5 protein-coding genes (1 of these 5 only partly in view) are annotated in these 25,824 nt (G+C 70.5%); 3 read left to right on the top strand and 2 right to left on the bottom strand.

The features are described 5' to 3' along the window. Positions 1-21,406: type I polyketide synthase (locus tag Aple_RS55440; protein WP_155343103.1), on the bottom strand; the 21,406-nt coding region annotated here is incomplete at its 3' end. A 341-nt stretch (positions 21,407-21,747) separates the two neighbouring features. On the opposite strand from Aple_RS55440, the gene Aple_RS04225 reads away from it, so the two are divergent. Genes Aple_RS04225 through Aple_RS04215 form a run of 3 tightly spaced genes read left to right on the top strand, consistent with a single transcriptional unit; the run spans position 21,748 to position 24,521 of the window. Then, entirely contained in the window at positions 21,748-23,109 is a 1,362-nt protein-coding gene (locus Aple_RS04225) for a glycosyltransferase (RefSeq protein ID WP_155343102.1), read from the top strand. A gap of 33 nt (positions 23,110-23,142) precedes the next feature. Beyond that, entirely contained in the window at positions 23,143-24,318 is a 1,176-nt protein-coding gene (locus Aple_RS04220) for a cytochrome P450 (protein ID WP_155343101.1), read from the top strand. Between the two features lie 5 nt (positions 24,319-24,323). Beyond that, a complete protein-coding gene (locus Aple_RS04215) occupies positions 24,324-24,521 on the top strand; it encodes a ferredoxin (protein WP_246264117.1) in 198 nt (65 codons plus the stop codon). Positions 24,522-24,582: 61 nt separating this feature from the next. On the opposite strand, the gene Aple_RS04210 is transcribed toward Aple_RS04215, so the two are convergent. Continuing rightward, positions 24,583-25,824, bottom strand: partial view of a type I polyketide synthase gene (locus Aple_RS04210; protein WP_155343099.1) — the final stretch only. It continues 26,907 nt past the right edge of the window; only the last 1,242 of its 28,149 coding nucleotides appear in the window; its start codon lies off the right edge, out of view; it ends in the stop codon at positions 24,583-24,585.

Here is a 25,824-nt window from a genome sequence, read left to right as displayed (position 1 = left end):
CGGGGATGCCCAGCGAGCGGAGGACGTCCCACTTGGCCGGGCTCGCCGTGGCGAACACCTCAACGCCCAGCCGCTGGGCCAGCTGGATCGCCGCCATGCCCACGCCGCCCGTCCCGGCGTGCACCAGCAACGACTCGCCCGGTTTCAACCCGGCCAGATCCATCAGCCCGTAATAGGCGGTCTGGAACACCACCGGGATCGTCGCCGCCTGCTCGAAGGAGATCTTGTCGGGGACCTTCACCAAGGCCCTGGCCTCCATGACGACCACCGGACCGAACGCGCCCTCGGCCAGACCCATCACCCGGTCGCCCGGGCGCAGATCCCCCACCTCGGAGCCGATCTCCAGCACCACGCCGGCGGCCTCGCCTCCCATCAAGCCGACCTTGTCCTGGAGCCAGCCCAGCGCGTTCAACCCGTCCAGCAGGTCCCGGAAGTTGACTCCCGCGGCGTGCACCGCGACGCGCACCTGCCTGGCCCCCAGTGGTTCCGCCGCCCTCGGGAAGGGAAGCACTTCCAGCGCGTCCAGGCTGCCCTTGGCCTGGCTGCCCAGCCGCCACGGCACCCCTGTCGGAGGCACCAATCCCGACCCCGACGCCAGCGGCGCCAACCTCGGCACCCGCACCCCACCGGCACGCACCGCCACCTGCGGCTCATCACAGGCCAGCACCCCGGCCAGAACCGGCCCGGACAGCTCCCCATCGACATCCACCAGGACGAACCGCCCCGGATTCTCCGACTGCGCACTACGGACCAGACCCCACACCGCCGCTGCAGCCAGATCGGCGATCTCCTCGCCCTCACCGGCCGCCACCGCGCCCCGCGTCACGAACACCAGCCGCGAGTCCTCCAGCCGCTCGTCGGCCAGCCATCCCTGCAGCAGACCCAGCACCCCAGCGGTCACCCCATGCGCCGCGCCCACCGCATCCGCCATCGGCTCGGTCACGATCCCGGCCAGCACCACACCCGGCACCGGCCCCGCCTCGGCCAGCGCCGACAGATCCGGATAAACCTCGACCTGCTCCCCGGCAAGACCCAGCGTGTCCAGACCGACCACCACCACCGGCACCGGATCGGCCACCGGAACATCGGAAAGCGCGGTCCACTCCAGCCGGAACAGCCCTTCCCCCTCTGCCCCGCGACCGCCCGCGAGCTGATCCGGCGAGAACGGGCGCAGCACCAGCGACCGCGCCGACACCACCGGCTCCCCAGCGGCATCCACCGCCACCAGCGACACCGAATCCAGACCCGTCAGGGCCAGCCGCACCCGCAGCATCGACGCACCAACGGCGCGCAGGCACACGCCATCCCACGAGAACGGCAACCGGCCACCCTGCACCGGCTCCAGCCCAACAAAACTCACCGCGTGCAACGCCGCATCCAGCAACGCCGGATGCAAACCAAACGCACCCGCCTCCGACTCCGCCCCCTCGGGCAACGCCACCTCGGCGAAAACCTCACCGTCAGATCCACTCCAGGCCCCCCGCAGCCCCCGGAACACCGGACCGTAGCCGAACCCGCCCGCGGCCAGGTCCTCGTACAAGCCGTCCAGCTCGATCGCGGTCGCGCCACGCGGCGGCCACACCGCCGCATCGAACGACCCGGCTTCCGAAGCACCGGTCCCGAGCGTCCCGGTCGCGTGCCGCACCCACGGCACATCCTCGCCGGCCTCCGCCGAACGGGCATAGATGTTCACGCTCCGGTGACCCGGCTCCTCCGGCGCACCCACCGACACCTGCACCGCGACCGCCTCGCCCTCGCCCAGCACCAGCGGCGCGGTCAAGGTCAGCTCCTCGATCTGGTCGCAGCCGACCTGGTCACCCGCCCGGATCGCCAGCTCCAGGAACCCGGTACCCGGGAAGATCACCGTCCCGGACACCACGTGATCGGCCAGCCACGGATGCGACCGCACCGACACGCGCCCGGTCAGCAGCACACCGTCGGAGTCGGCCAGGCCTACCGCCGCACCCAGCAGAGGATGACCGGCCACCGCCAGCCCAGCCGCGGCCACATTACCCACCCGAGACGCCAGCCCCTTGGGCCAGAACCACTGACGCTGGAAGGCATAGGTCGGCAGATCGACCCGGCGACCGCCCGGCAGCACCGCCCGCCAGTCGACCGGCACCCCGTGCACGTGCAACTCGGCCAGCGCCGTCAGCACAGCCGTATGCTCGTCCCGGTCCTTGCGCAGCACCGGCACCAGCACCACATCCGCGCCGAACGCATCCACGGCAGAGCCATCATCGAGAGTGTCCTGCGCCATGGCGGTCAGGACGCCGTCGGGGCCCAACTCCAAATACGCCCGCACGCCCTGGGTCTGGAGCGTGCGAACGCCGTCGGCGAAGCGGACCGCGCCACGGACCTGCTCCACCCAATAGCCCGGCGAGCACAGCCGCTCGGCCGTGACCGCCTCTCCGGTCAGGGTGGAAACGATCGGGATACGCGGCGGGTTGTAGGTGAGCCTGCTCGCCACCGTGCGGAAGTCCTCCAGCATCGGGTCCATCAACGGCGAATGGAACGCATGCGACACCCGCAGCCGCCGCGTCTTGACCTTCTGAGATTCCAGCGCGGCGGCCACCTCGAGCACCGCCTCCTCGACACCGGAGACCACCAGCGAGGCCGGACCGTTGACCGCCGCGATCGACACCTGGTCTTCACGCCCGGCCAGCAGGACGGCGACCTGATCCTCGGACGCCTGCACCGCCACCATCGCCCCGCCCGCGGGCAGCGCCTGCATCAACCGCGCCCGGGCCGCCACCAACGCACACGCATCGGCCAGCGAGAGCACCCCAGCCACATGAGCCGCCGTGAGCTCCCCGATCGAATGACCGGCCAGCACATCCGGCACCACACCCCACGACTCCACCAGCCGGAACAACGCGGTCTCCAGCGCGAACAGCGCCGGCTGCGCCCACCCCGTCTGATCCAGCGCGTCCGCTTCGGGCGTACCCGGCTCGGCGAACAGGACCTCGCGCAGCGAACGACCCTGCCCGGCCGGCTCAAGCGAGGGTTCCAGCTCGGCGATCACCTCGTCCAAGGCTTCGGCGAACACCGGGAAACGGTCGTACAGCTCGCGGCCCATCCCCGCCCGCTGACTCCCCTGGCCGGTGAACAGCACCGCCAGCTGCGGCTCCGCCCCGGCCACCGCGCGCACCACGCCCGCACCCGGCAGGTCCTCGGCCAGCGCGCCCAAACCGGCCAGCACACCCTCGCGGTCCCCGGCCAGCACCACCGCACGATGCTCGAACGCCGACCGCGTCGTGGCCAGCGCGAACGCCACATCGCTGAGCCGCAGGTCAGACTCACCGTCCAGATACGACGCCAGACGTCCGGCCTGCGCCCGCAACGCCTGACCCGTCTTGGCCGACACCAGCACCGGCACCACACCAGCGGCCGGCACCTGCTCCTCCGCATCCGGCTCGGCCTGCGGAACCTCCGGCCCTTCCTCCAAGATCACATGCGCGTTGGTGCCGCTGAGCCCGAACGAGGAGACACCGGCCCGGCGCGGATGACCGTTCCGCTGCCATTCCACCGGCTCGGTGAGCAGTTTGACCGCCCCCGAGTCCCAGTCCACGTGCGACGACGGCGCGTCCACATGCAGCGTCTTGGGCAGCAGGCCGTGGCGCATGGCCAGCACCATCTTGATCACACCCGCCACACCGGCGGCGGCCTGCGCGTGACCGATGTTCGACTTGATCGACCCAAGAAGCAGCGGCCGGTCCTCCGGCCGATCCTGCCCATAGGTCGCCAAAAGCGCCTGCGCCTCGATCGGGTCACCCAGCGTCGTACCGGTGCCGTGCGCCTCCATCGCGTCCACCTCGGACGGCGACAAACCGGCACCGGCCAGCGCCTGCCGGATCACCCGCTGCTGCGAAGGACCATTCGGCGCCGTCAACCCGTTCGACGCGCCGTCCTGATTGATCGCCGAGCCACGGACGATCGCCAGCACCTGATGCCCGTTTCGGCGCGCGTCCGACAACCGCTCCAACACCAGCACACCCACACCCTCAGACCAGCTCACCCCGTCAGCCGCGTCAGCGAAGGACTTGCACCGCCCATCAGGAGCCAGTCCGCCCTGCGCGCTGAAATCGATGAAGGCTCCCGGGGTGGCCAACACGGTCACGCCACCGGCCAGCGCCAGCGAGCAGTCACCACCACGCAGTGACTGCGCAGCCAGATGCACCGCCACCAAGGAGGCCGAGCAGGCGGTATCCACCGTCACCGCCGGGCCCTCCAACCCCAGCGTGTACGAGATCCGGCCGGACAGCACGCTTCCGGCGGTCCCGGTCCCCAGGAAGGCCATTACCTCCAGAGGGAACTCCAGATGGCCCGAGGTGTAGTCATGGTTGATCACTCCGGCGAACACGCCGGTACGGCTGCCGCGCAGCGAACCCGGCTCGATCCCGGCCCGCTCGATCGCCTCCCAGGACGTCTCCAGCAGCACCCGCTGCTGCGGGTCCATCGCCAGCGCCTCACGCGGCGAGATCCCGAAGAATCCCGGATCGAACTCCCCGGCCTGGTGCAGGAACCCGCCCTCACGCACATAGCTGGTCCCGCGACTCTCCCGATCCGGGTTGTACAGCCCGTCCAGATTCCAGCCGCGAGTGGTCGGGAACCCGCTGATCCCGTCCCCGCCCTCGGCCACCAGACGCCACAGGTCCTCCGGCGAGGCGACCCCGCCCGGATACCGGCACGCCATGCCCACGATCACGATCGGATCGTCGGCCACCGGCGGCAACACCCGCGGCGCCGCGTCCAGGACTTCCGCCTGCGTGCCCATCAGCTCGCCGAGCAGATATTCGGCGAGGACAACGGGCGTGGGGTAGTCGAAGATGAGGGTTGCGGGTAGGCGCAGCCCGGTGGCGGCGTTGAGCCGGTTGCGCAGTTCGATCGCGGTCAGCGAGTCGAAGCCCAGCTCGCGGAACTCCCGCCGGACTTCCACCGCAGCGGGGTCGGAGTGTCCGAGGACGGCGGCGGCCTGAGCGCGTACCAGGTCGGCCAGCAGGCGGACCCGCTTGGGATTGTCCAGACCCGCCAGCTGCCGGTACAGTGCCTCGCTCGCGCCACCGCCCGCCGCCGCCGACGCGGCCGTGCGGCGGGTGCCGCGTACCAGCCCGCGGAACAGCGGCGGGACCAGCTGAGCGGGCATCGCCGGCATGTTCAGCAGGACCGGGACGACGAACGGTGAATCCGAGCCGATGGCCGTGTCGAACAGGGCCAGCCCCTGCTCGGTGGTGATGGGCGGCAGACCGGCAGCGGTCATCCGCTCTACATCGGCCTGCGACATGCCCCCGGTCATTCCGGTGGCCTGCTCCCACAGCCCCCACGCCAGGGACAAGCCCGGCAGTCCCTGGGCCCGGCGGGCAGCCATCAACGCGTCCAGCCAGGCGTTGGCCGCCGCGTAATTGCCCTGACCACGGGCACCCATCAGCCCGGACAGCGAGGAGAACACCACGAACCCGGCCAGATCCATGTCCTGGGTCAGCTCGTGCAGGTGCCAGGCGGCGTCCACCTTCGGCCGTAGCACCGACTCCAGCCGCTCCGGCGTCAACGAAGCGATGGTCCCGTCAGCCAGCACACCCGCGGTGTGAATCACCGCGGTCAGCGGATGCTCGGCACCGATACCGGCCAGCAAACCGGCCGTCGCTTCCCGGTCGGCCACATCACAGGCGGCGATGGTCACGTGCGCGCCCTGCGCGGCCAGGTCCTGCTCAAGCTCACGTGCGCCGGCCGCTTCCAGGCCCCTTCGGCTGACCAGCAGCAGATGCCGCACCCCATGCTCGGCCACCAGATGCCGAGCCACCTCCGCACCCAGACCACCCGTACCACCGGTGACAAGCACGGTGCCTTCCGGGTCCCACCGCCGGGGCATCGTCAGCACGATCTTGCCGGTGTGCCGGGCCTGGCTCATGAACCGGAACGCCTCACGGCCCCGCCGCACATCCCACGCCGTGACCGGTAGCGGCCGCAACTCACCAGCCGCGAGCAAACCCGCCAGCTCGGCCAGGATCTCGTGCAACCGCTCCGGACCGGCGTCCATCACATCGAACCAGTGATACACCAGCCCCGGGAACTGCTCCTGGTCACGGATGTCCAGCTTGCCCATCTCGACAAACCGGCCACCCGGACGCAGCAACCGCGCGGTGGCGTCGATGAACTCCCCGGTCAGCGAGTTGAGGACCACATCGATCCCCCGATCGCCGCACACCTCCCGGAAGCGCTCCTCGAACTCCAGACTCCGCGAGGAGGCGATGTGATCATCCGGGATGCCCAGCGAGCGCAGCACGTCCCACTTGGCCGGGCTGGCCGTGGCGTACACCTCGACCCCCAGCCGCTGGGCCAGCTGAATCGTCGCCATGCCCACGCCGCCCGTCCCGGCGTGCACCAGCAGCGACTCGCCCGGCTGCAACCCGGCCAGATCCATCAGCCCGTAATAGGCGGTCAGGAACGTCACCGGAATCGTCGCCGCCTGCTCAAAGGTGATCCCATCGGGGATCTTGGTCAGGTAGTGGGCGCGGGCCAACGCCACCGGGCCGAACGAACCGGAGGCCAGACCCATCACCCGGTCCCCCGGGCGCAGGTCGTCCACCCCTGGGCCGACCTCCAGCACTACCCCGGCCGCCTCACCACCCATCAGACCGACCATGTCCTGGAACCAGCCCAGCGCGTTCAACCCGTCCAGCAGGTCACGGAAGTTCACCCCCGCCGCGTGGACCTCCAGGCGCACCTGCCCGGCCTCCAACGGTCCGGCCGCCTGCGGAATCGGGAGCAGTTCCAGCGCGTCCAGGCTGCCCTTGGCCTGGCTGCCCAGCCGCCACGGCACCCCGCCGGCCGGAGGCACCAAACCCGCCCCCGACACCAGCGACGCCAACCGCGGCACCCGCACCCCACCGGCGCGCACTGCTACCTGCGGCTCATCGCTGGCCAGCACCCCGGCCAGAATCGGCCCGGACAGCTCCTCATCAACATCTACCAGGACGAACCGCCCCGGATTCTCCGACTGCGCCGACCGCACCAGCCCGCACGCGGCAGCCGCGGCCAGATCAGTGACCACCTCGCCCTCACCCGCGGACACCGCACCCCACGTCACGAACACCAAACGCGAATCGCCGAACCGCTCATCGGCCAGCCACCCCTGCAGCAGACCCAGCACCCCAGCGGTCACCCCATGCGCCGTACCCACCGCATCCGCCATCGGCTCGGTGACGACCTCGACCAGCACCACATCTGGCACCGGACCCGCCTCGGCCAACGCCGACAGATCCGGATGAACCTCGACCTGCTCCCCGGCAAGACCCAGCGTGTCCAGACCGACCACCGCCATCGGCACCGGATCGGCCGGAGAGACTCCAGAAAGCTCCGACCACTCCAGCCGGAACAGCCCCTCCCCTTCCGTCCCGCGACCGCCACCGCCCGCGAGCTGACCGGACGAGATCGGCCGCAGCACCAGCGACCGCGCCGACAGCACCGGCTCCCCAGCGGTATCCACCGCCGCCAGCGACACCGAATCCGGACCCGTCCGAGCCAGCCGCACCCGCAACATCGACGCACCAACGGCGCGCAGGCACACCTCACCCCACGAGAACGGCAGCCGGCCGCCCTCCACCTGCTCCAGCCCAACAAAAGTCACCGCGTGCAAGGCCGCATCCAGCAACGCCGGGTGCAACCCGAACGCACCCGCCTCCGAATGCGCCTGCTCGGGCAACGCGACCTCGGCGAAAATCCCACCGTCAGATCCATGCCAGGCCGCCCGCAGCCCCTGGAACAACGGACCGTAGCCCAGCCCTCCGGAGGCCAGAGCGTCATACAGCCCGTCCAGCTCGATCGCGGTGGCACCGGCCGGAGGCCACACCGCCGCGTCGAACGGCACCGCGGCCCGGCCACCCGTGGCGAGCGTCCCGGTGGCATGCCGTACCCACGGCACATCGCCGCCGGCCTCCGCCGAGCGGGCATAGATGTTCACGCTCCGGTGGCCCGACTCCTCCGGCGCACCCACCGCGATCTGGACCACGACCGCCTCGCCCTCGCCCAGCACCAGCGGCGTGGCCAGCGTCAGCTCCTCCACCACCTCGCAGCCGACCTGGTCACCCGCCTGGATCGCCAGCTCAAGGAACCCGGTGCCGGGGAAGAACACCATCCCGGCCACGGTGTGGTCGGCCAGCCACGGATGCGAAGCGAGCGACAGGCGTCCGGTCAGCACCACCCCGTCGGAATCGGCCAAGCCCACGGCCGCCCCCAACAGCGGGTGCCTGGTCGCGGACAGGCCCAGCACACGGGCATCACCGCCCTGCCTGGCGCTCGGCCAGAACCGCTGGTGCTGGAAGGCATAGGTCGGCAGATCGACCCGGCGACCGCCAGCCAGCACGGCCCGCCAGTCCACCGCCACACCGCGCACGAACAGCTCGGCGGCCGAGACCAGCACCCGGTCCAGCCCGCCCTCATCGCGGCGCAGCGTCCCGGCGATCACCGCGTCCACCCCGGCCTCGTCCACGCACTCGCCGATGCCGACCGTCAACACCGGATGCGGGCTCACCTCCACGAACGCCCGATACCACTGCTCCAGCAGCTGCCCGACCGCCGGAGCGAAGTTGACCGTGTTGCGCAGGTTGTCACACCAATACGCCGCATCGAGTTCCGGCCCCTCCAGCCAAAGGCCGGTCACCGTCGACAACATCGGCACCCGCACCGGCTGCGGCACCACCCCGGTCAGGACCTGGGCCAGCTCCGCACCGATCAGATCGACCTGAGCCGAATGCGAGGCATAGTCCACCGCGATCCGGCGAACCCGCACCTCATCCGCGGTTAGCTGCTCCACCAGCTCATCGACGGCCTGCACCTCACCGGCCACCACCACCGAGCGAGGGCCGTTGATCGCCGCGACCGACACCCGGCCGTCCCAGGACGACAGCCGCTCACGCACCTGCTCGACCGGCAACGCCACCGACGCCATCGCCCCGAGCCCAGCCAACTGCTCCCCGATCAGGCGGCTGCGCAAGGCCACCACCCGGGCGCCGTCCTGGAGAGACAGGCCACCCGCGACCACCGCGGCGGCGATCTCGCCTTGAGAATGGCCGACCACGGCGTCGGGGCGGACGCCCAGCGACTCCCAGACCGCCGCCAAAGAGACCATCACCGCGAACGACACCGGCTGGACCACATCCACCCGATCCAGCCCATCGGCCTGGCGGACCACATCCAGCAACGACCAGTCCACCAACGGCTCCAACGCCGCCGCGCACTCCGCCATCCGACCAGCGAAGACCGGCGACTCCTCAAGCAGGGCGACACCCATCCCCGCCCACTGCGCCCCCTGACCCGGGAACACCCACACCGACTTCCCGGACACATCGGCCACACCCGCGACCACGCCACCGGCCGCGGGCTCACCCGAGGCGACAACGCCCAAGCCCGCGAACAGTTCCTGACGGTCACGTCCAACCACCACCGCACGGTGCTCGAACACCGACCGCGACACCACCAGCGAGGATCCAACGTCCACCGGGTCCAGCTCGCCGGCCTCCACATGCGCCACCAGACGACGCGCCTGACCGCGCAACGACTCCTCGGTCTTCGCCGACACCACCCACGGCACCACACCCGGCGCCCGGTCCTGCGGAGTCTCCTCCCCTTCCGGTGTTTCCGGTCCTTGTTCGAGGATGATGTGCGCGTTGGTGCCGCTGATCCCGAACGACGACACACCCGCCCGACGCGGGTGACCGTTCTGCTTCCACTCCACCGGCTCGGTCAGCAGCTCCACCGCACCGGCCGACCAGTCCACATGCGAGGACGGTTCCGTCACGTGAAGCGTCTTGGGCAGCACCCCGTGGCGCATGGCCATGACCATCTTGATCACACCAGCGACCCCAGCGGCCGCCTGCGTGTGACCGATGTTCGACTTGATCGACCCAAGAAGCAGCGGCCGATCCTCCGGCCGATCCTGCCCGTAGGTCGCCAGCAGCGCCTGCGCCTCGATCGGGTCACCCAGCGTCGTACCCGTACCGTGCCCTTCCATCGCGTCCACCTCGGACGGCGACAAACCGGCACCGGCCAGCGCCTGCCGGATCACCCGCTGCTGCGAAGGACCATTCGGCGCGGTCAACCCGTTGGACGCGCCGTCCTGGTTCACCGCCGAACCACGCACGATCGCCAGGACCTGGTGCCCGTTGCGCTGAGCGTCCGACAACCGCTCCAGCACCAGGATGCCCACACCCTCGGACCAGCTCACCCCGTCAGCCGCGTCGGAGTAGGACTTGCACCGGCCGTCCCCGGCCAGCCCGCCCTGGGCGCTGAAGCCGATGAACGGCGTCGGGGTGGCCATCACGGTCACGCCACCGGCCAGCGCCAGCGAGCAGTCACCGCCACGCAGTGACTGCGCCGCCAGATGCAACGCCACCAGCGACGACGAGCACGCGGTGTCCACCGTCACCGCCGGGCCCTCCAACCCCAGCGTGTACGAGAGACGGCCGGACAGCACACTTCCGGCGGTCCCGGTCCCCACGAAGCTCATCACCTCTGGAGGGAACTCCAGACGGCCCGGGTTGTAGTCGTGATACATCACTCCGGCGAACACGCCGGTACGGCTGCCGCGCAGCGAACCCGGCTCGATCCCCGCCCGCTCGACCGCCTCCCAGGACGCCTCCAGCAGCAACCGCTGCTGCGGATCCATCGCCAACGCCTCACGCGGCGAAATCCCGAAGAACCCCGGATCGAACTCCCCGGCCTCGTGCAGGAACCCACCCTCACGCACATAACTGGTCCCGCGACTCTCCCGATCCGGGTTGAACAGCCCGCCCAGATCCCAACCACGGGTCGTCGGGAACCCGCTGATCCCGTCCCCACCCTCGGCCACCAGCCGCCACAGATCCTCCGGCGAGGCGACCCCACCCGGATACCGGCACGCCATACCCACGATCACGATCGGGTCGTCGGCCACCGGCGGCACCATCTGCGGCGCCCCGTCCAGGACTTCCGCCTGCGTACCCATCAGCTCGTCGAGCAGATGTCTGGCCAGCACGGTCGGGGTCGGGTAGTCGAACACCAGCGTGGCCGACAGACGCAGACCCGTCGCGGCGTTCAGCCGGTTGCGCAGCTCGACCGCGGTCAGCGAGTCGAAGCCCAGCTCACGGAACTCCCGCCGCACCTCCACCGTGTCGCGCGTGGCGTGGCCCAGCACGAGCGCCACCTCGGTCCGCACAACGTCCAGCAGGACCTCGATGCGTTCCGCGGCACCCAAGGGAGCAAGTTGCCGCAGGAGTTTGCTCTGGCCTTGTGGTGCGACCGCCTTCGTGCGGCGTACGGCGGGGACCAACCCGCTCAGCATCGGCGGTAGCTCCTCGTAAGCACGCAAAGCCGGCATGTTCAGCCGTACCGGGGCCACCGCCGATTCGCCGGAGGCGACGGCCGCGTCGAACAACGCCATGCCCTGCGAGAGTGAGATCAGCCGCAGCGCGCTCATGGTCAACCGGTTGACGTCCACCTGCGACAACCGGCTGGTCATCCCGGCCTCCGTCGACCACGGCCCCCATGCCAGCGACAGCGCCGGCAGGCCCGCGGCTCTCCGGTGCTGGACCAGCGCGTCCAGGAAAGCGTTGCCCGCCGCGTAGTTGCCCTGCCCGGACCCACCAAACGTGCCGGACACCGACGAGAACATGATGAAGGCGGCCAGGTCCATGTCCCGCGTGAGCTCGTGCAGGTGCCAGGCGGCGTCCACCTTGGGACGCAACACCTTGGCGATGCGCTCAGGCGTCAGCAGGGGAATCGTCCCGTCGTCCAGGACACCGGCCGTGTGGATCACCGCGGTCAGCGGCCGGTCGGCATTCGCCAGCAGCTCCGCCACCGCGTCCCGGTCCGAGACGTCGCACGCCACCACGCTCACCTGGGCGCCGTCGGCGACCAGGTCCGCCCGTAGCTCCTCCGCTCCCGGGGCGTTCAGGCCCCGGCGGCTCACCAGCAGTAGGTGCCGTACCTCGTGTTCGGCCACCAGGTGCCGGGCCAGTCGCGCGCCCAGGCCGCCGGTCCCACCGGTGATCAACACCGTGCCTTCGGGGTTCCAGGCTCGGACGTCGTGTTCGTCCGGTGACAGCCGGGCGAGGCGGGGAACCCGCGCCTCGAAGTCGCGCACCGCCGCCTGTTGTTCACCGCAGGCCAGCAGGACGGGCAGCGCCGACAGGGCGGTCTCCTGCTCCTCCGCATCGGCCAGCAGGAAGCGGCCCGGATTCTCCGCCTCCGCGCTACGGACCAGCCCCCACACGGTGGCCGCGGCCGGGTTCGACACGGTCTCGCCCGCGCCGGTCGCGACCGCGCCCCGGGTGACGAACACCAGGCGCGAATCGACGAACCGCTCATCGGCGAGCCACTGCTGCAGCAGGCCCAGCACACGTGTGGTCACTTCGTGCGCCGATTCCGCCATATTCGCGGAGTCGGCGACGTCGATCTCGACGGTCACCAGGTCGGGCACCCTGCCGACCGGAAGGTCCAGGGAGTCGAGATCACCGGTGAGCTCGGCCACCTCCAACCCGACCACGGCGTCCACCGGGGAGACCGTCATCGGTACGGCAGCCCAGTCCAACCGGAACAGTGAGTCGCGTTCCACGCCATGATCGTGGGCAGCCAGCTGATCGGCCGAAACCGGCCGTAGTACCAGCGATCGCGCCGACAGCACCGGCTCCCCGGCGGCGTCCACCGCGATCAGCGACACGGAATCGTCACCGGCCTGGGCCAGCCGTACGCGCAACGCCGACGCGCCCACGGCCCGGAGGCTCACCTCACTCCACGAGAACGGCAGCCTGCCGCCGGCCGTCTCCATCCCGACGAACGGCACCGAGTGCAGGGCCGAGTCGAGCAGCGCCGGATGCAGGGCGAACAGACCGGCGTCGGCGACCTGCTCCGGCAGGGCGACCTCGGCGAACACCTCGCCGCCCGCGCCCTTCCAGGCCGCCCGCAGGCCCTGGAACACCGGCCCGTAGGCGAGCCCGTCCTCGGCCAGCCGCTCGTACAGCCCGTCGAGCTCGATCGCGGTCGCGCCCTGCGGCGGCCAGGCTTCGGTGTCGAGCCGCTCGGCGCGCCGATCGCCGGGGGCGAGGAAGCCGACCGCGTGCCGCACCCACGGCAGGTGATCCTCGGCCTCCGCCGGTCGGGCGTAGATGTTCACGGCACGACGACCGGAGTCCTCCGTGGCGCCCACCGACACCTGCACCGCGACCGCGTCATCCGCGTCCAGCACCAGCGGGGCGGCCAGCGTCAGCTCCTCGACCAGGTCGCAGCCGACCTGGTCACCGGCCCGGATCGCCAGCTCAAGGAACCCGGTGCCCGGGAAGAACACCATCCCGCCCACCACGTGATCAGCCAGCCAGGGGTGCGACCGTACGGACAGGCGCCCGGTCAGCAGCACGCCGTCGGAGTCGGCCAGGCGAACGGCGGCGCCCAGGAGCGGATGCTCCGCCGCGGCCAGGCCCAGACCGCGGGCATCCCCGATCTTCTTGCCGTTCGGCCAGTACTGCTCCCGCTGGAAGGCATAGGTGGGCAGCTCGACCCGGCGGGCGCCGGGGAAGACCGCCCGCCAGTCGAGCGGTACGCCGTGTACGTGCAGTTCCGCCAGCGCGGTCATGGCCGCCGACCGCTCGTCGCGGTCTCGCCGCAGCACCGGCACCAGCACCGGGTCCGATTCGGCCGCGGAGTCGGCCAGCGCGACGAGGGTGTCGTCGGCCATCGCGGTCAGCACCCCGTCGGGGCCCAGTTCCAGATAGGCCCGTACGCCCCGGGCGTGCAGGGTGCGGACGCCGTCGGCGAACCTGACCGCGCCTCGGACCTGGTCCACCCAGTAACCCGGCGAGCACAGCTCCTCGTCCGCCGGTCGTCCGGTCAGCGTCGACACGATCGGGATCTTTGGGGCACGGTAGGTCAGCTTCTCGGCGACCGCCCGGAAGTCCGCCAGCATCGGATCCATCAACGGCGAATGGAACGCGTGCGAGACCCGCAACCGCCGCGTCCTGACCCCCCGTTCTTCCAGGACGGCCGCGACGCTGAGGACCGGGCCCTCAACCCCGGAGATCACCACGGCGTTCGGACCGTTCACCGCCGCGATCGACACCTCGCCCACACGCTCCGCCAGCAGCGCGGCGACCTCCTCCTCCGAGGCCTGGACCGCCACCATCGCCCCACCCGCGGGCAGCGCCTGCATCAACCGCGCCCGGCCCGCCACCAGCGCACACGCGTCACTCAGAGACAGCACCCCGGCCACGTGAGCGGCGGTGACCTCCCCGATCGAATGCCCCGCCAGCACATCCGGCACCACACCCCAGGACTCCACCAGCCGGAACAGGGCCGTCTCCAGCGCGAACAGCGCCGGCTGCGCCCACCCCGTCTGATCCAACAGCTCCGCCTCGGCGAACATGACCTCGCGCAGCGGCCGGTCGAGCAGCGGATCCAGCTCCGCGATCACCGCGTCCAAAGCCTCGGCGAACACCGGGAAACGCTCATACAGCTCCCGGCCCATCCCCGCCCGCTGGCTGCCCTGACCCGTGAACAACACCGCCAGCTGCGGCTCCGCCCCGGCCACCCCGCGCACCACGCCCGCACCCGGACGGTCCTCGGCCAGCGCGCCCAAACCGGCCAGCACACCCTCGCGGTCGCTCGCCAGCACCACCGCGCGATGCTCGAACGCCGACCGCGTCGTGGCCAGCGCGAACGCCGTATCGGCCAGCGCCACCTCGGGATAGGCCTCCACATGCGAGGCCAGTTGCCCGGCCTGCGCCCGCAACGCCCCTGCCGTACGGCCCGACACCAGCACCGGCAGCACACCCGGCTCCGCCGCGATCCGCGGAGCCTCCTGGGGGTCGCCCCGCTCGATGATCACGTGGGCGTTGGTGCCGCTGATCCCGAACGACGACACTCCGGCCCGCCACGGCCGCTCCACCTGCGGCCAGGCCCGCTGCTCGGTCAGCAGTTCCACCGCGCCCGCCGACCAGTCCACATGCGAGGACGGCGCATCCACATACAACGTCTTGGGCAGCACGCCATGGTCCATGGCCAGGACCATCTTGATCACGCCTGCCACGCCCGCCGCCGCCTGGGTGTGGCCGATGTTCGACTTGATCGACCCAAGAAGCAGCGGACGGTCCTCCGGCCGGTCCTGCCCATAGGTGGCCAGCAGCGCCTGCGCCTCGATCGGGTCACCCAGCGTCGTACCCGTACCGTGCGCCTCGACCACGTCCACCTCGGACGGCGACAGACCGGCGTCGGCCAGTGCCTGCCTGATGACCCGCTGCTGCGACGGGCCGTTCGGCGCGGTCAACCCGTTGGACGCGCCGTCCTGGTTCACCGCCGACCCGCGCAGCACGGCCAGGATCCGGTGGCCGTTTCGCCGCGCGTCCGACAAGCGCTCCAGCACCACCACACCCACGCCCTCGGCCCAGCTCGTGCCGTCGGCCGCGTCGGCGAAGGACTTGCACCGCCCGTCAGGAGCCAGCCCGCCCTGCTCACTGAAGTCGATGAACGCACCCGGCGTGGCCATCACGGTCACACCACCGGCCAGAGCTAGACCGCACTCGCCCAAGCGCAGCGCCTGCGCGGCCAGATGCATGGTGACCAGAGACGACGAACAGGCGGTGTCCACCGTCATCGCCGGACCCTCCAGGCCCAGCGTGTAGGAGATCCGGCCCGACAGGACGCTTCCGGCGTTGCCGGTGCCGAAGAAGCTCATCACATCCGGCGGGAACTCCGCGCTGGACGCGTAGTCGTGATACGTGACGCCGGCGAACACGCCGGTACGGCTGCCGCGCAGCGAGACCGGGTCGATCCCGGCCCGCTCGAAAGCCTCCCACGACACCTCCAGCAGCAACCGCTGCTGCGGATCCATCGCCAACGCCTCACGCGGCGAAATACCGAAGAACCCCGGATCGAACTCCCCGGCCTGGTGCAGGAACCCGCCCTCACGCACATAACTGGTCCCCCGGCGCGACCGATCGGGGCTGTACAACTCCCCCAGATCCCAGCCACGAGAGGTCGGGAACCCGCTGATCCCGTCCCCGCCCTCGACGACCAGCCGCCACATGTCTTCTGGAGAGCTCACTCCGCCCGGATAGCGGCACGCCATCGACACGATGGCGATCGGGTCGTCCACGACCGACGCGAGGGGGGGCGGACTGATCACGTCGGCGTGCCGGCCGAGCAGTTCGTCCAGCAGGAACTCCGCCAGCACGACCGGTGTCGGATAGTCGAACACCAGCGTGGACGGCAACCGCAACCCCGTCGCACTGTTCAGCCGGTTACGCAACTCCACCGCGGTCAGCGAGTCGAAACCCAGCTCGCGGAACTCCCGTCTCATCTCCAGGGTGGCGGGCGAAACATGGCCCAGGACCATGGCCACCTCGGTGCGTACCAGCTCGACCAGCAGCCGCGTCCGATCGGCCTGGCCCAGGCCGGCCAATCGCTGAAGGAGCGCCCCGTCGGCCCCCGCCGACGCCGCCGACCGGCGCACGCCTCGCACCAGCCCCTGCAGCAGATGCGGCACCCACCCCTGCGCTCGCACCGCCGACACGTCGAACCGCGCCGCCACGACCACCGCACGACCCACCGCGCCCGCCGCGTCGAACAGGGCCAGCCCCTGCGCCGCCAGCAACGACAACATCCCGGCTCGCGCGATCCGCCGCATATCGGCCTCGCCCAGCGCGCCGGTCATCCCGCTGTCCTGCGCCCACGGGCCCCACGCCAGCGACAACCCGGCTTGTCCCTCGGCCCGCCGATACTCGGCCAGCGCGTCCAGGAACGCGTTCGCCGCCGCGTAATTGGCCTGGCCCGCACCACCGAACGTCGCCGCCACCGACGAGAACATGATGAACGCGGCCAAGTCGCCGTCACGGGTGAGCTCGTGCAAATGCCAGGCGGCGTCCACCTTCGGCCGCAACACGATCTCCAGCCGCTCCGCCGACAGCGACGGAATGGTCCCATCGGCCAGCACACCGGCGGCGTGAATCACCGCGGTCAACGGATGCTCAGCCGGCACCAGAGCCAGCAACGCCGCCGCCTGCTCTCGATCGGCCACATCGCAGGCCGCGACCGTCACCTCGACGCCGTACGCGATCAGCTCGGCCTGCAACTCCACCGCACCCGGAGCCTCCAACCCCCGGCGGCTGACCAGCAGCAGATGCCGCACCCCACGTTCGGCCACCACATACCGGGCGAACAGCGCGCCCAGACCACCCGTACCGCCGGTGATCAACACCGTCCCGTCCGGATCCCACGGCCGGTCGACCTCGGGGCCGGGCACCACCCGCGCCAGCCGGGCCACCCGCACCTCACCACCGCGCACCGCCACCTGCGGCTCACCCGACGCCAGCACCCCGGCCAGCACCGACGCGGAGATCTCCGGCTCGTCCACATCGACCAGCACGAACCGGCCCGGATTCTCCGACTGGGCACTGCGGACAAGGCCCCACACCGCGGAAGCCGGCAGATCCGCGGCCCCATCCGCGGCAACCGCACCCCGGGTGAGGAACACCAGCCGCGAATCGGCGAACCGCTCATCCGCCAGCCACTCCCGCACGACCTCCAGCACCCGGGCGGTCAGCTCATGCGCCGACTCCACCACCCCGGCCGCCGGATCCGAGATCACCTCCATCACCACCACAGGGGGTGCGACCCCGGCCACACCCAGAAAGTTCAGGCCCAGCGCCACCACCGGCACTGGCACTGGCTCGGCCGCCGGGAGCTCCTTCAGCGGCGTCCACTCCACCTCGAACAGCGCATTCCGCTCCACCCCACGGCTGCCACCGGCAGCGGCGAACCAGGTGGACGAGATCGCGCGTAGCACCAGCGACCGCACCGACAGCACCGGTTCCCCGGCGGCGTCCACCGCGAGCACCGACACCGAATCCCCGCCCGTCCTGGCCAGCCGCACCCGCAACAGCGACGCACCACTGGCGTGCAGGCACACGCCACCCCAGGAGAACGGCGCCCAACCACCCTCGAAATCCCCCAGACCGGCGAACGGCAGCGCGTGCAGCGCCGCGTCGAGCAACGCCGGATGCACCCCGAAAGAACCCGCGCTCGACTCCACCTGCCCCGGTAACACGACCTCGGCGAACACCTCACCATTGGCACCACGCCAAGCCGCCTTCAGGCCCTGGAACACCGGACCGTAACTCAACCCGCTCGCGTCCAGCCGCTCGTACAGCCCATCCAGCTCGATCGCGGACGCGTTCGCGGGCGGCCACACCGTCGCGTCGAACGTCTCGGCCACCCGACTGCCATCCGTCAGCACACCAGTGGCGTGCCGAATCCACGACTCCTCATCGGCGGCCTCGGCCGGCCGGGCATAGACGCCCAGCTCACGCCGACCGGATTCATCGGGCGTCCCCACCCACACCTGAACCGCGACCGCGTCCCGCTCACCCAGCACCAGCGGCGCGACGAGCGTCAGCTCTTCCACCACATCGCAGCCGACCTGATCGCCCGCCCGCACAGCCAGCTCGACGAACGCCGAGCCCGGCACCACCGCCGAACCCATCACCGCGTAATCCGCCAGCCACGGATGCGACCGGAGCGACAACCTGCCGGTCAGCAACACCCCATCCGCACCGGCCAGCCCCACCGCCGCACCCAGTAGCGGGTGCCCTGCGGCGGCAAGGCCCGCCGCGGCGACATTCCCCAGCCGTGAACCTGCCCCATCAGGCCAGAGTCGTTGACGCTGGAAGGCGTATGTCGGCAACTCCACCCGGTGCCCGCCCGGCAGCACCGCCCGCCAATCCACCGCCACGCCATGCACATACAGGTGCGCCAGCGCCGCCATGACCGCGGACTCCTCGTCGCGGTCCCTGCGCAGCACCGGTACCGCTACCGCATCCGCCGCCAAGTCCGCGACGGACTGATCCGGGTGAGCGGCGAGGACGTCCTGAGTCATGGCGGTCAGCACCCCATCGGGGCCGAGTTCCAGGTAGGCCCGCACACCTTGAGCGTGCAGAGCGCCCACCGCATCGCCGAAACGGACCGCGCCACGGACCTGATCCACCCAGTAATCCGGCGAGCACAACTGCTCGGCCGTGGCCGTCTCCCCGGTCAGGGTGGACACCACCGGAATCCGCGGCGGGTTGTAGCTGAGCGTCCCGGCCAGCGCGCGGAAATCCGCCAGCATCGGATCCATCAACGGCGAATGGAACGCATGCGACACCCGCAACCGCCGCGTCCTGACCCCCTGGGACTCCAGCGCGGCCGCCACCTCGAGCACCGCCTCCTCGACCCCGGAGACCACCAGCGAGGCCGGACCGTTGACCGCCGCGATCGACACCTCACCCTCACGCCCGGCCAGCAGGTCGGCAACCTGATCCTCGGACGCCTGGACCGCGACCATCGCCCCACCGGCAGGAAGCGCCTGCATCAACCGCGCCCGAGCCGCCACCAGCGCACACGCATCCGCCAGCGACAACACCCCGGCCACATGCGCCGCCGTGAGCTCCCCGATCGAATGACCGACCAGCGCATCCGGCCGCACACCCCACGACTCCACCAGCCGGAACAACGCCGTCTCCACCGCGAACAGCGCCGGCTGCGCCCACCCCGTCTGATCCAGCAACTCCGCCTCAGCGAACAAGACCTCACGCAACGACCCATCCAGCAACGGGTCGAACTCGCCGATCACCTCATCCAACGCCTCCGCGAACACCGGGAACCGGTCATACAACTCCCGGCCCATCCCCGCCCGCTGACTCCCCTGACCGGTGAACAGGAATGCGAGCTTGCCCCGCTGCCCGCTCTGCCCCACCACGACGCCCGCGCCCGACCGCCCCTCGGCCAGGGCCCGTAGCCCGGCCACGGCATCCTCGCGATCACCGGCCAGCACGGCCGCCCGGTGCTCGAAGACCGATCGCGTCGTGACGAGAGAAAGAGCCATGTCGGCCAGCGCCAGGTCAGGCTCGCCGTCGGCGAACGACGCCAGCCGGTCAGCCTGCGCCCGCAACGCCTCTTCCGTACGGCCCGACACCAGCACCGGAACCACACCAGAGGCCGCGGGCGGCACCTCGATCTGCGGAGCCTCCGGCGCCTGCTCGATGATCACGTGCGCGTTGGTGCCGGTCAGCCCGAACGAGGACACCCCGGCCCGCCACGGCCGCTCCACCTGAGGCCAGGGCATGGCTTCGGCCAGCAGTTCCACCGCGCCCGCCGACCAGTCCACATGCGACGACGGCCCGTCCACGTGCAACGTCTTGGGCAGCACCCCATGCCGGAGAGCCATGACCATCTTGATCACACCCGCCATGCCGGCGGCGGCCTGGGTATGCCCGATGTTCGACTTGACCGACCCCAGCAGCAGCGGCCGATCCCGATCCTGACCATAGGTGGCCAGCAGCGCCTGCGCCTCGATCGGGTCACCCAGCGTGGTACCCGTACCGTGACCCTCCACCACGTCCACGTCGGCGGGAGTCAGCCCGGCGCTGCCCAGTGCCTGCCGGATCACCCGCTGCTGCGACGGACCGTTCGGCGCCGTGAAGCCGTTGGAGGCGCCGTCCTGATTCACCGCCGACCCGCGCAGGACCGCGAGGACCTGGCGGCCGTTGCGCTGAGCGTCCGACAACCGCTCCAGCACGAGCATGCCCACGCCCTCGGACCAGCCCGTGCCGTCCGCCGCGTCGGCGAAGGCCTTGCACCGGCCGTCCGGGGCCAGCCCACCCTGGCGGGAGAACTCCACGAACGCGCCTGGGGTGGCCATCACGGTCGCCCCGCCCGCCAGCGCCAGCGAGCACTCCCCGGCCCGCAGCGCCTGCACCGCCAGGTGCATCGCCACCAGCGACGACGAACACGCCGTGTCCACCGTCACCGCCGGGCCCTCCAAACCCAGGGTGTACGAAAGCCGGCCGGAGGCCGCGCCCGCGCCCAGGCCGGTCCCGACGTTGCCCTCGAGGTCGGCCAGCGAGTTCACCATCAGGTAGGAGTAGTCCTGCCCGCTCATCCCGACGAAGACCCCGGTACGGCTGCCGCGCAGCCGGGCGGCGTCGATCCCGGCCCGCTCGACGGCCTCCCACGACACCTCCAGCAGCAACCGCTGCTGCGGATCCATCCCCAACGCCTCACGCGGCGAAATACCGAAGAACCCTGGATCGAAGCCCGCGACATCGTGGATGAAACCACCCTCGCGCGCGTCGCTTCGAGCCCGGCCGTCCGAACCACCACCGGACAGCAGGTCCAGATCCCAGTCGCGGTCGGACGGGAAGCCCGAAATGGCGTCCCCGCCTTCGGCGACGAGCCGCCACAGATCCTCAGGCGAAGCAAGACCTCCGGGGAACCGGCAGCTCATCGCCACGATGGCGATCGGCTCGGTGGTGACCGCGACCAGCTTCTGGTACTGGCGCCGCAGCCGTTCCGCCTCCTTCATGGACGTCCGGAGCGCCTGAACCACCTGCTCACTGGGCGTATCCATCACAACCTCCGTGCATCGAGCGGGGCGGCCAGGGGAGGGAGGGGGACCCCGGCCGTACCTCGCAGGAAGAAGTCGCCGAGCATGCCATCCGTTGGAGAAGTGAACCCGGTGGCGACCCGGCAAACGCCTAGTCTTTGCACGGCCCGCCCAGCCGGCAGCGCCCACGAGGCCGGCTCCCGGAGAAACTAGTGATCCCCCTAATTTCGCCGCGGTACCTTGCGGGCACGCCGACGTCCGGCCACTTAGAGACGTTCGCGGCGATGACGGATCCGCCACCGGAGCAGACGCCGGCGTGTCACTCACTTTCCGGCGGTCCGGCTCCCGCCATGGAGGTGTGCACGATGAGCGAGAGCCGCAAGCGGGTGCTGTTCGTCAGTTCCACGGGGCACGGAATTTTCAATCCGTTGCGCGTCATCGCCGCCGAAGTCGCCCGGCGTGGCACGGAAGACCTGTGGTTCGCGGCGGAGCAGGAGTTCCAGGCGGACATCGAGAACATCAAAGAGGGAAACGGCCTGAACTTCGTCTCCCTCGGTGACCCCCTCCCGGAAATCACCCCCAACTGCTGGGACGACGAGGTGTACCGCAAGGTCACCCAGCGCTCCCGATGGAAGGCGCACCACGCGGTGATACGGCAGATATTCAGCGTGGTGCCGACGCAGAAGAATTACCCGATGGTCGACTCCCTGGTCGACGAGATCAACCCCGCCCTCATGGTCTTCGACACCGTCAACCCCATCGCGATGACGGTGGCCGTCAAGCGGAAGATTCCGTTCATCCTCATCTCGCCTTTCTTCCCGAGCAACCTGCTCGCGATGGAGACGCCACGCGGCTACCCGATGCTGCACTCCGGGCTGCCCCTGAACATGACGTTCCAGCAGCGGGTCTACAACACCTACTTCAAGACCCGGGCCCTGCTGATGTTCCTGCACCCGAGGATGCTGAGAATCGTTCGGCACGTCCTGGCCACCGCGAAGGAACTGGACCTCCCGAAGGAGCTCCTCCGCCCCACGGCTAAAACCGATTTCGCCGAGCGCATCGTGTGCTGCACCGTGCCAGGACTGGACTACCCGATCCCCCTTCCCGAGCACGTCCACCTGGTCGGCGCGGTCATCCCGCCATTGCCGGAGGCGCCGGGCGACCACGACCTTTCGAAGTGGCTGGACGCCAACCCCTCCGTCGTCTACATGGGATTCGGCACCATCACCCGGCTGACCGGCCCCGAAGTCCACGCGGTGACGGAGATCGCCCGCCGGTTGGACGGCCGGCACTCCGTGCTGTGGAAGCTCCCGAAGGAGCAGCAACACCTGCTGCCGCCGAGCGACGAGTTGCCGGGGAACCTCAGGATCGAGAGCTGGGTCCCCTCTCAGCTCGATGTGCTGGCCCATCCCAACGTCAAGCTCTTCGTCAACCATGCCGGCGGAAACGCGTTCCACGAGGGACTGTATTTCGGCAAGCCGCAGGTCATCCGGCCGCTGTGGGTCGACTGCTACGACCAGGCGGTGCGCGGCGTGGACAGCGGGGTCAGTCTCACGGTGGACGACCCGCAGACCATCGATGTCGAGGACTGGGTCGGCAAGATCACCCAGGTGCTCGACAATCCCACATTCCGTGAACGCGCCGAGCATTTCTCCAAGGCGATGCGAGAGGCGGGGGGCGTCCACGCCGCCGCCGATCTGATCCTGGGCAGTCCGGCGCTGAAATGATCTGACAGGACCTGCGAAGGACGTGGCGACAGCATGCCAAGTAGCGATCCGATCTCCATCGAGTTCCCGACGCGACGGCGCGGGCAACTCTCTCCCCCGGACGAGTACGCCGAACTGCGGGCGCGCCCGGGCCTGGTCAAGTCGGCGCTGCCCAACGGCAGCACCGTGTGGCTGGTCACGCGCCACGAGGATGTGCGCACCGTGCTCACCGACCCGCGGATCAGTGCCAGCCCAACGCACCCGGGGTTTCCGTCCATCGGGCGCAACGGGACGGTGCCGCACCCCGACCAGATCCCCGGTTGGTTCGTCGCCTACGACCCGCCGGACCACACCCGGTTCCGCAAGGCTCTGATCCCGGAGTTCACCGTACGGCGGGTGGGCGAGCTGCGCCCGGCGGTCCAGCGGATCGTCGACGGCCGCATCGACGCCATGCTCGCCGGTGGCACCACCGCCGACCTGGTGGCCGCGTTCGCGCTGCCGGTGCCGTCGCTGATCATCTGCGAACTGCTCGGCGTGCCGCGCACGGACCGCGAGCTTTTCGAGTCCAGGACGCAGATTCTGGTGACCTTCACCTCGACCGACGACGAACGCGATGCCGCGGCCCAGGACCTGCTGCTCTACATCAACAAGCTGATCGCCATGAAGCAGCGCTTCCCCGGCAGGGATCTGATCAGCCGGTTGCTGCGTGCCGGGGTGCTGACCCCCAAGGAGATCTCCGGCGTCGCCCTGCTGCTGCTGATCGCCGGGCACGAGACGACGGCGAACAACATCGCGCTCGGCGCGGTCATGCTGATGCTGAACCGGCAGTGGATCAACGCACCCGGGGTGGTCGAGGAGGTGCTGCGCTACCTGTCCGTGGCCGACCGGGTGGCGCTGCGCGTGGCGGTGGAGGACGTCGAGATCGGCGGGCAGCTCATCAGGGCCGGCGAGGGCATCGTGCCGCTCGGCGCCGCGGCCAACCACGACGAGGGCACGTTCGGGCACGCCGAGCAGTTCGACCCGAGCCGCTCGGCCCGCCACCACGTCGCGTTCGGGTACGGCGTGCACCAGTGTCTCGGGCAGAACCTCGTCAGGATCGAGATGGACACCGTCTTCGGGACCCTGTTCCGGCGGATTCCGACCCTTGAGCTCGATCAGGCGGTCGAGGACCTGCCGTTCAAGTACGACGGCGTGCTGTTCGGGCTGCACGCGCTACCGGTCCGTTGGTGATGAATGTGACGCGTATCAATGTGAACGCCCAGCGCTGCGTCGGCGCCGGCCAGTGCGTGCTCATCGCCCCGGAGGTCTTCGACCAGACCGATGAGGGAACCGTCACGGTTTTGGCCGATACCGTGGACGGCTCGGCCCAGGGGGTCGTGCGGGAGGCCGTCCGTGCCTGCCCTTCCCAGTCCATCTCGCTGACCGAAGGCTGAAACCACGGTCTGACCGTACGAATCCGACCCGGCCGGGTGTGTCCACCCGGCCGGGTCGAGCTTATTGGGCTCCGCCGTTGAGGGCCGCCCGCACCAACTCGTCGAGCCCCATCGAGTCGAGCGCGTCCTCCTCGCTGGTCGCCGTCGCAGGGCCATCGGTCAGGTGCAGCAGCGCGTCCAGCACGCCGATCTCCCGCAGCCGGGCCATGGACAGCGACGCGAACAGCGCCCGGACCCGCGCCTCCTCCTCGTCGACGCCCGAGATCCCGGCCGTCTCCGGCACGAGCTGGGCGATCAGGTGACCGGCGAGGGCCTCTGGAGTCGGGTAGTCGAAGACGAGCGTGGGCGGCAGCTTCAGCGCCGTCGCCGCCATGAGCCGGTTGCGCAGCTCGATCGCGCTGAGCGAGTCGAACCCGAGGTCCCGGAACGCCTGGTCGGCGCCGATCGCCCGCCGGGAAGCATGCCCGAGGACTATCGCGACCTGGTCGCGCAGCAGGTCGAGCACCACGCCAGGCCGTTCGGTGTCGGGCAGACCGGTCAGTCTGTCCCGCAGTGCGGACACCGGCTGCTCGTTCACCGAGCCGTTCAGCTCGGCCAGCTCCCGGTAGTTCGGCAGCTCACGCAGCAACCGGCTGGGCCGGCCCGCAGTGTACGACCGGAGGAACCTCTCGTGATCGATGTCGGCGACCACCCCGACCGGTTCACCGCCCGCGACGAGGCCGCTCAGGGCGGAGACGGCCAGCGCGGGGTCCATCGGCCGCACCCCCATGCGCCGGGACGCCTCCTGCGCCGCGGCCACGTCCGCCATGCCGCCGCCGGCCCAGGCGCCCCACGCCACCGAGGTGGCCGCGAGCCCGCGCTCGCGCCGCCGCTCGGCCAGCGCGTCGAGCACCGCGTTGGCGGCGGCGTAGTTGCCCTGGCCCAGACTGCCGAGCGTGCCGGCGGCGGACGAGAACAGCACGAACACCGGCAGATCCAGATCCTGGGTCAGCTCGTCCAGCACCACCGCCGAACTCACCTTGGCGCGGAACACCGTCTCGAACCGCTCGTGGGTCAGACCGTCCACCACACCGTCGTCGAGCACGCCCGCGGCGTGCACCACCGCGGTGAGCGGGAACTCCGCAGGAATGCCGGCCAGCTCGGCGGCCAGCGCGTCCCGGTCGGCCGCGTCACATGCGGCCACGGTCACCTGGGCTCCCAGGCCTGCCAGCTCGTCCCGCAACTCGGCGGCGCCGTCGGCGTCCATCCCCCGCCGGCTGACCAGCAGCAGGTGCTCGGCGCCGTTCGTAGCCAGCCAGCGGGC

The organism is Acrocarpospora pleiomorpha (assembly GCF_009687885.1).
Lineage (GTDB): Bacteria > Actinomycetota > Actinomycetes > Streptosporangiales > Streptosporangiaceae > Acrocarpospora > Acrocarpospora pleiomorpha.
The sequence above is the reverse complement of the archived record's forward strand: the minus strand, read 5'-3'. Positions and strand labels throughout refer to the sequence as shown.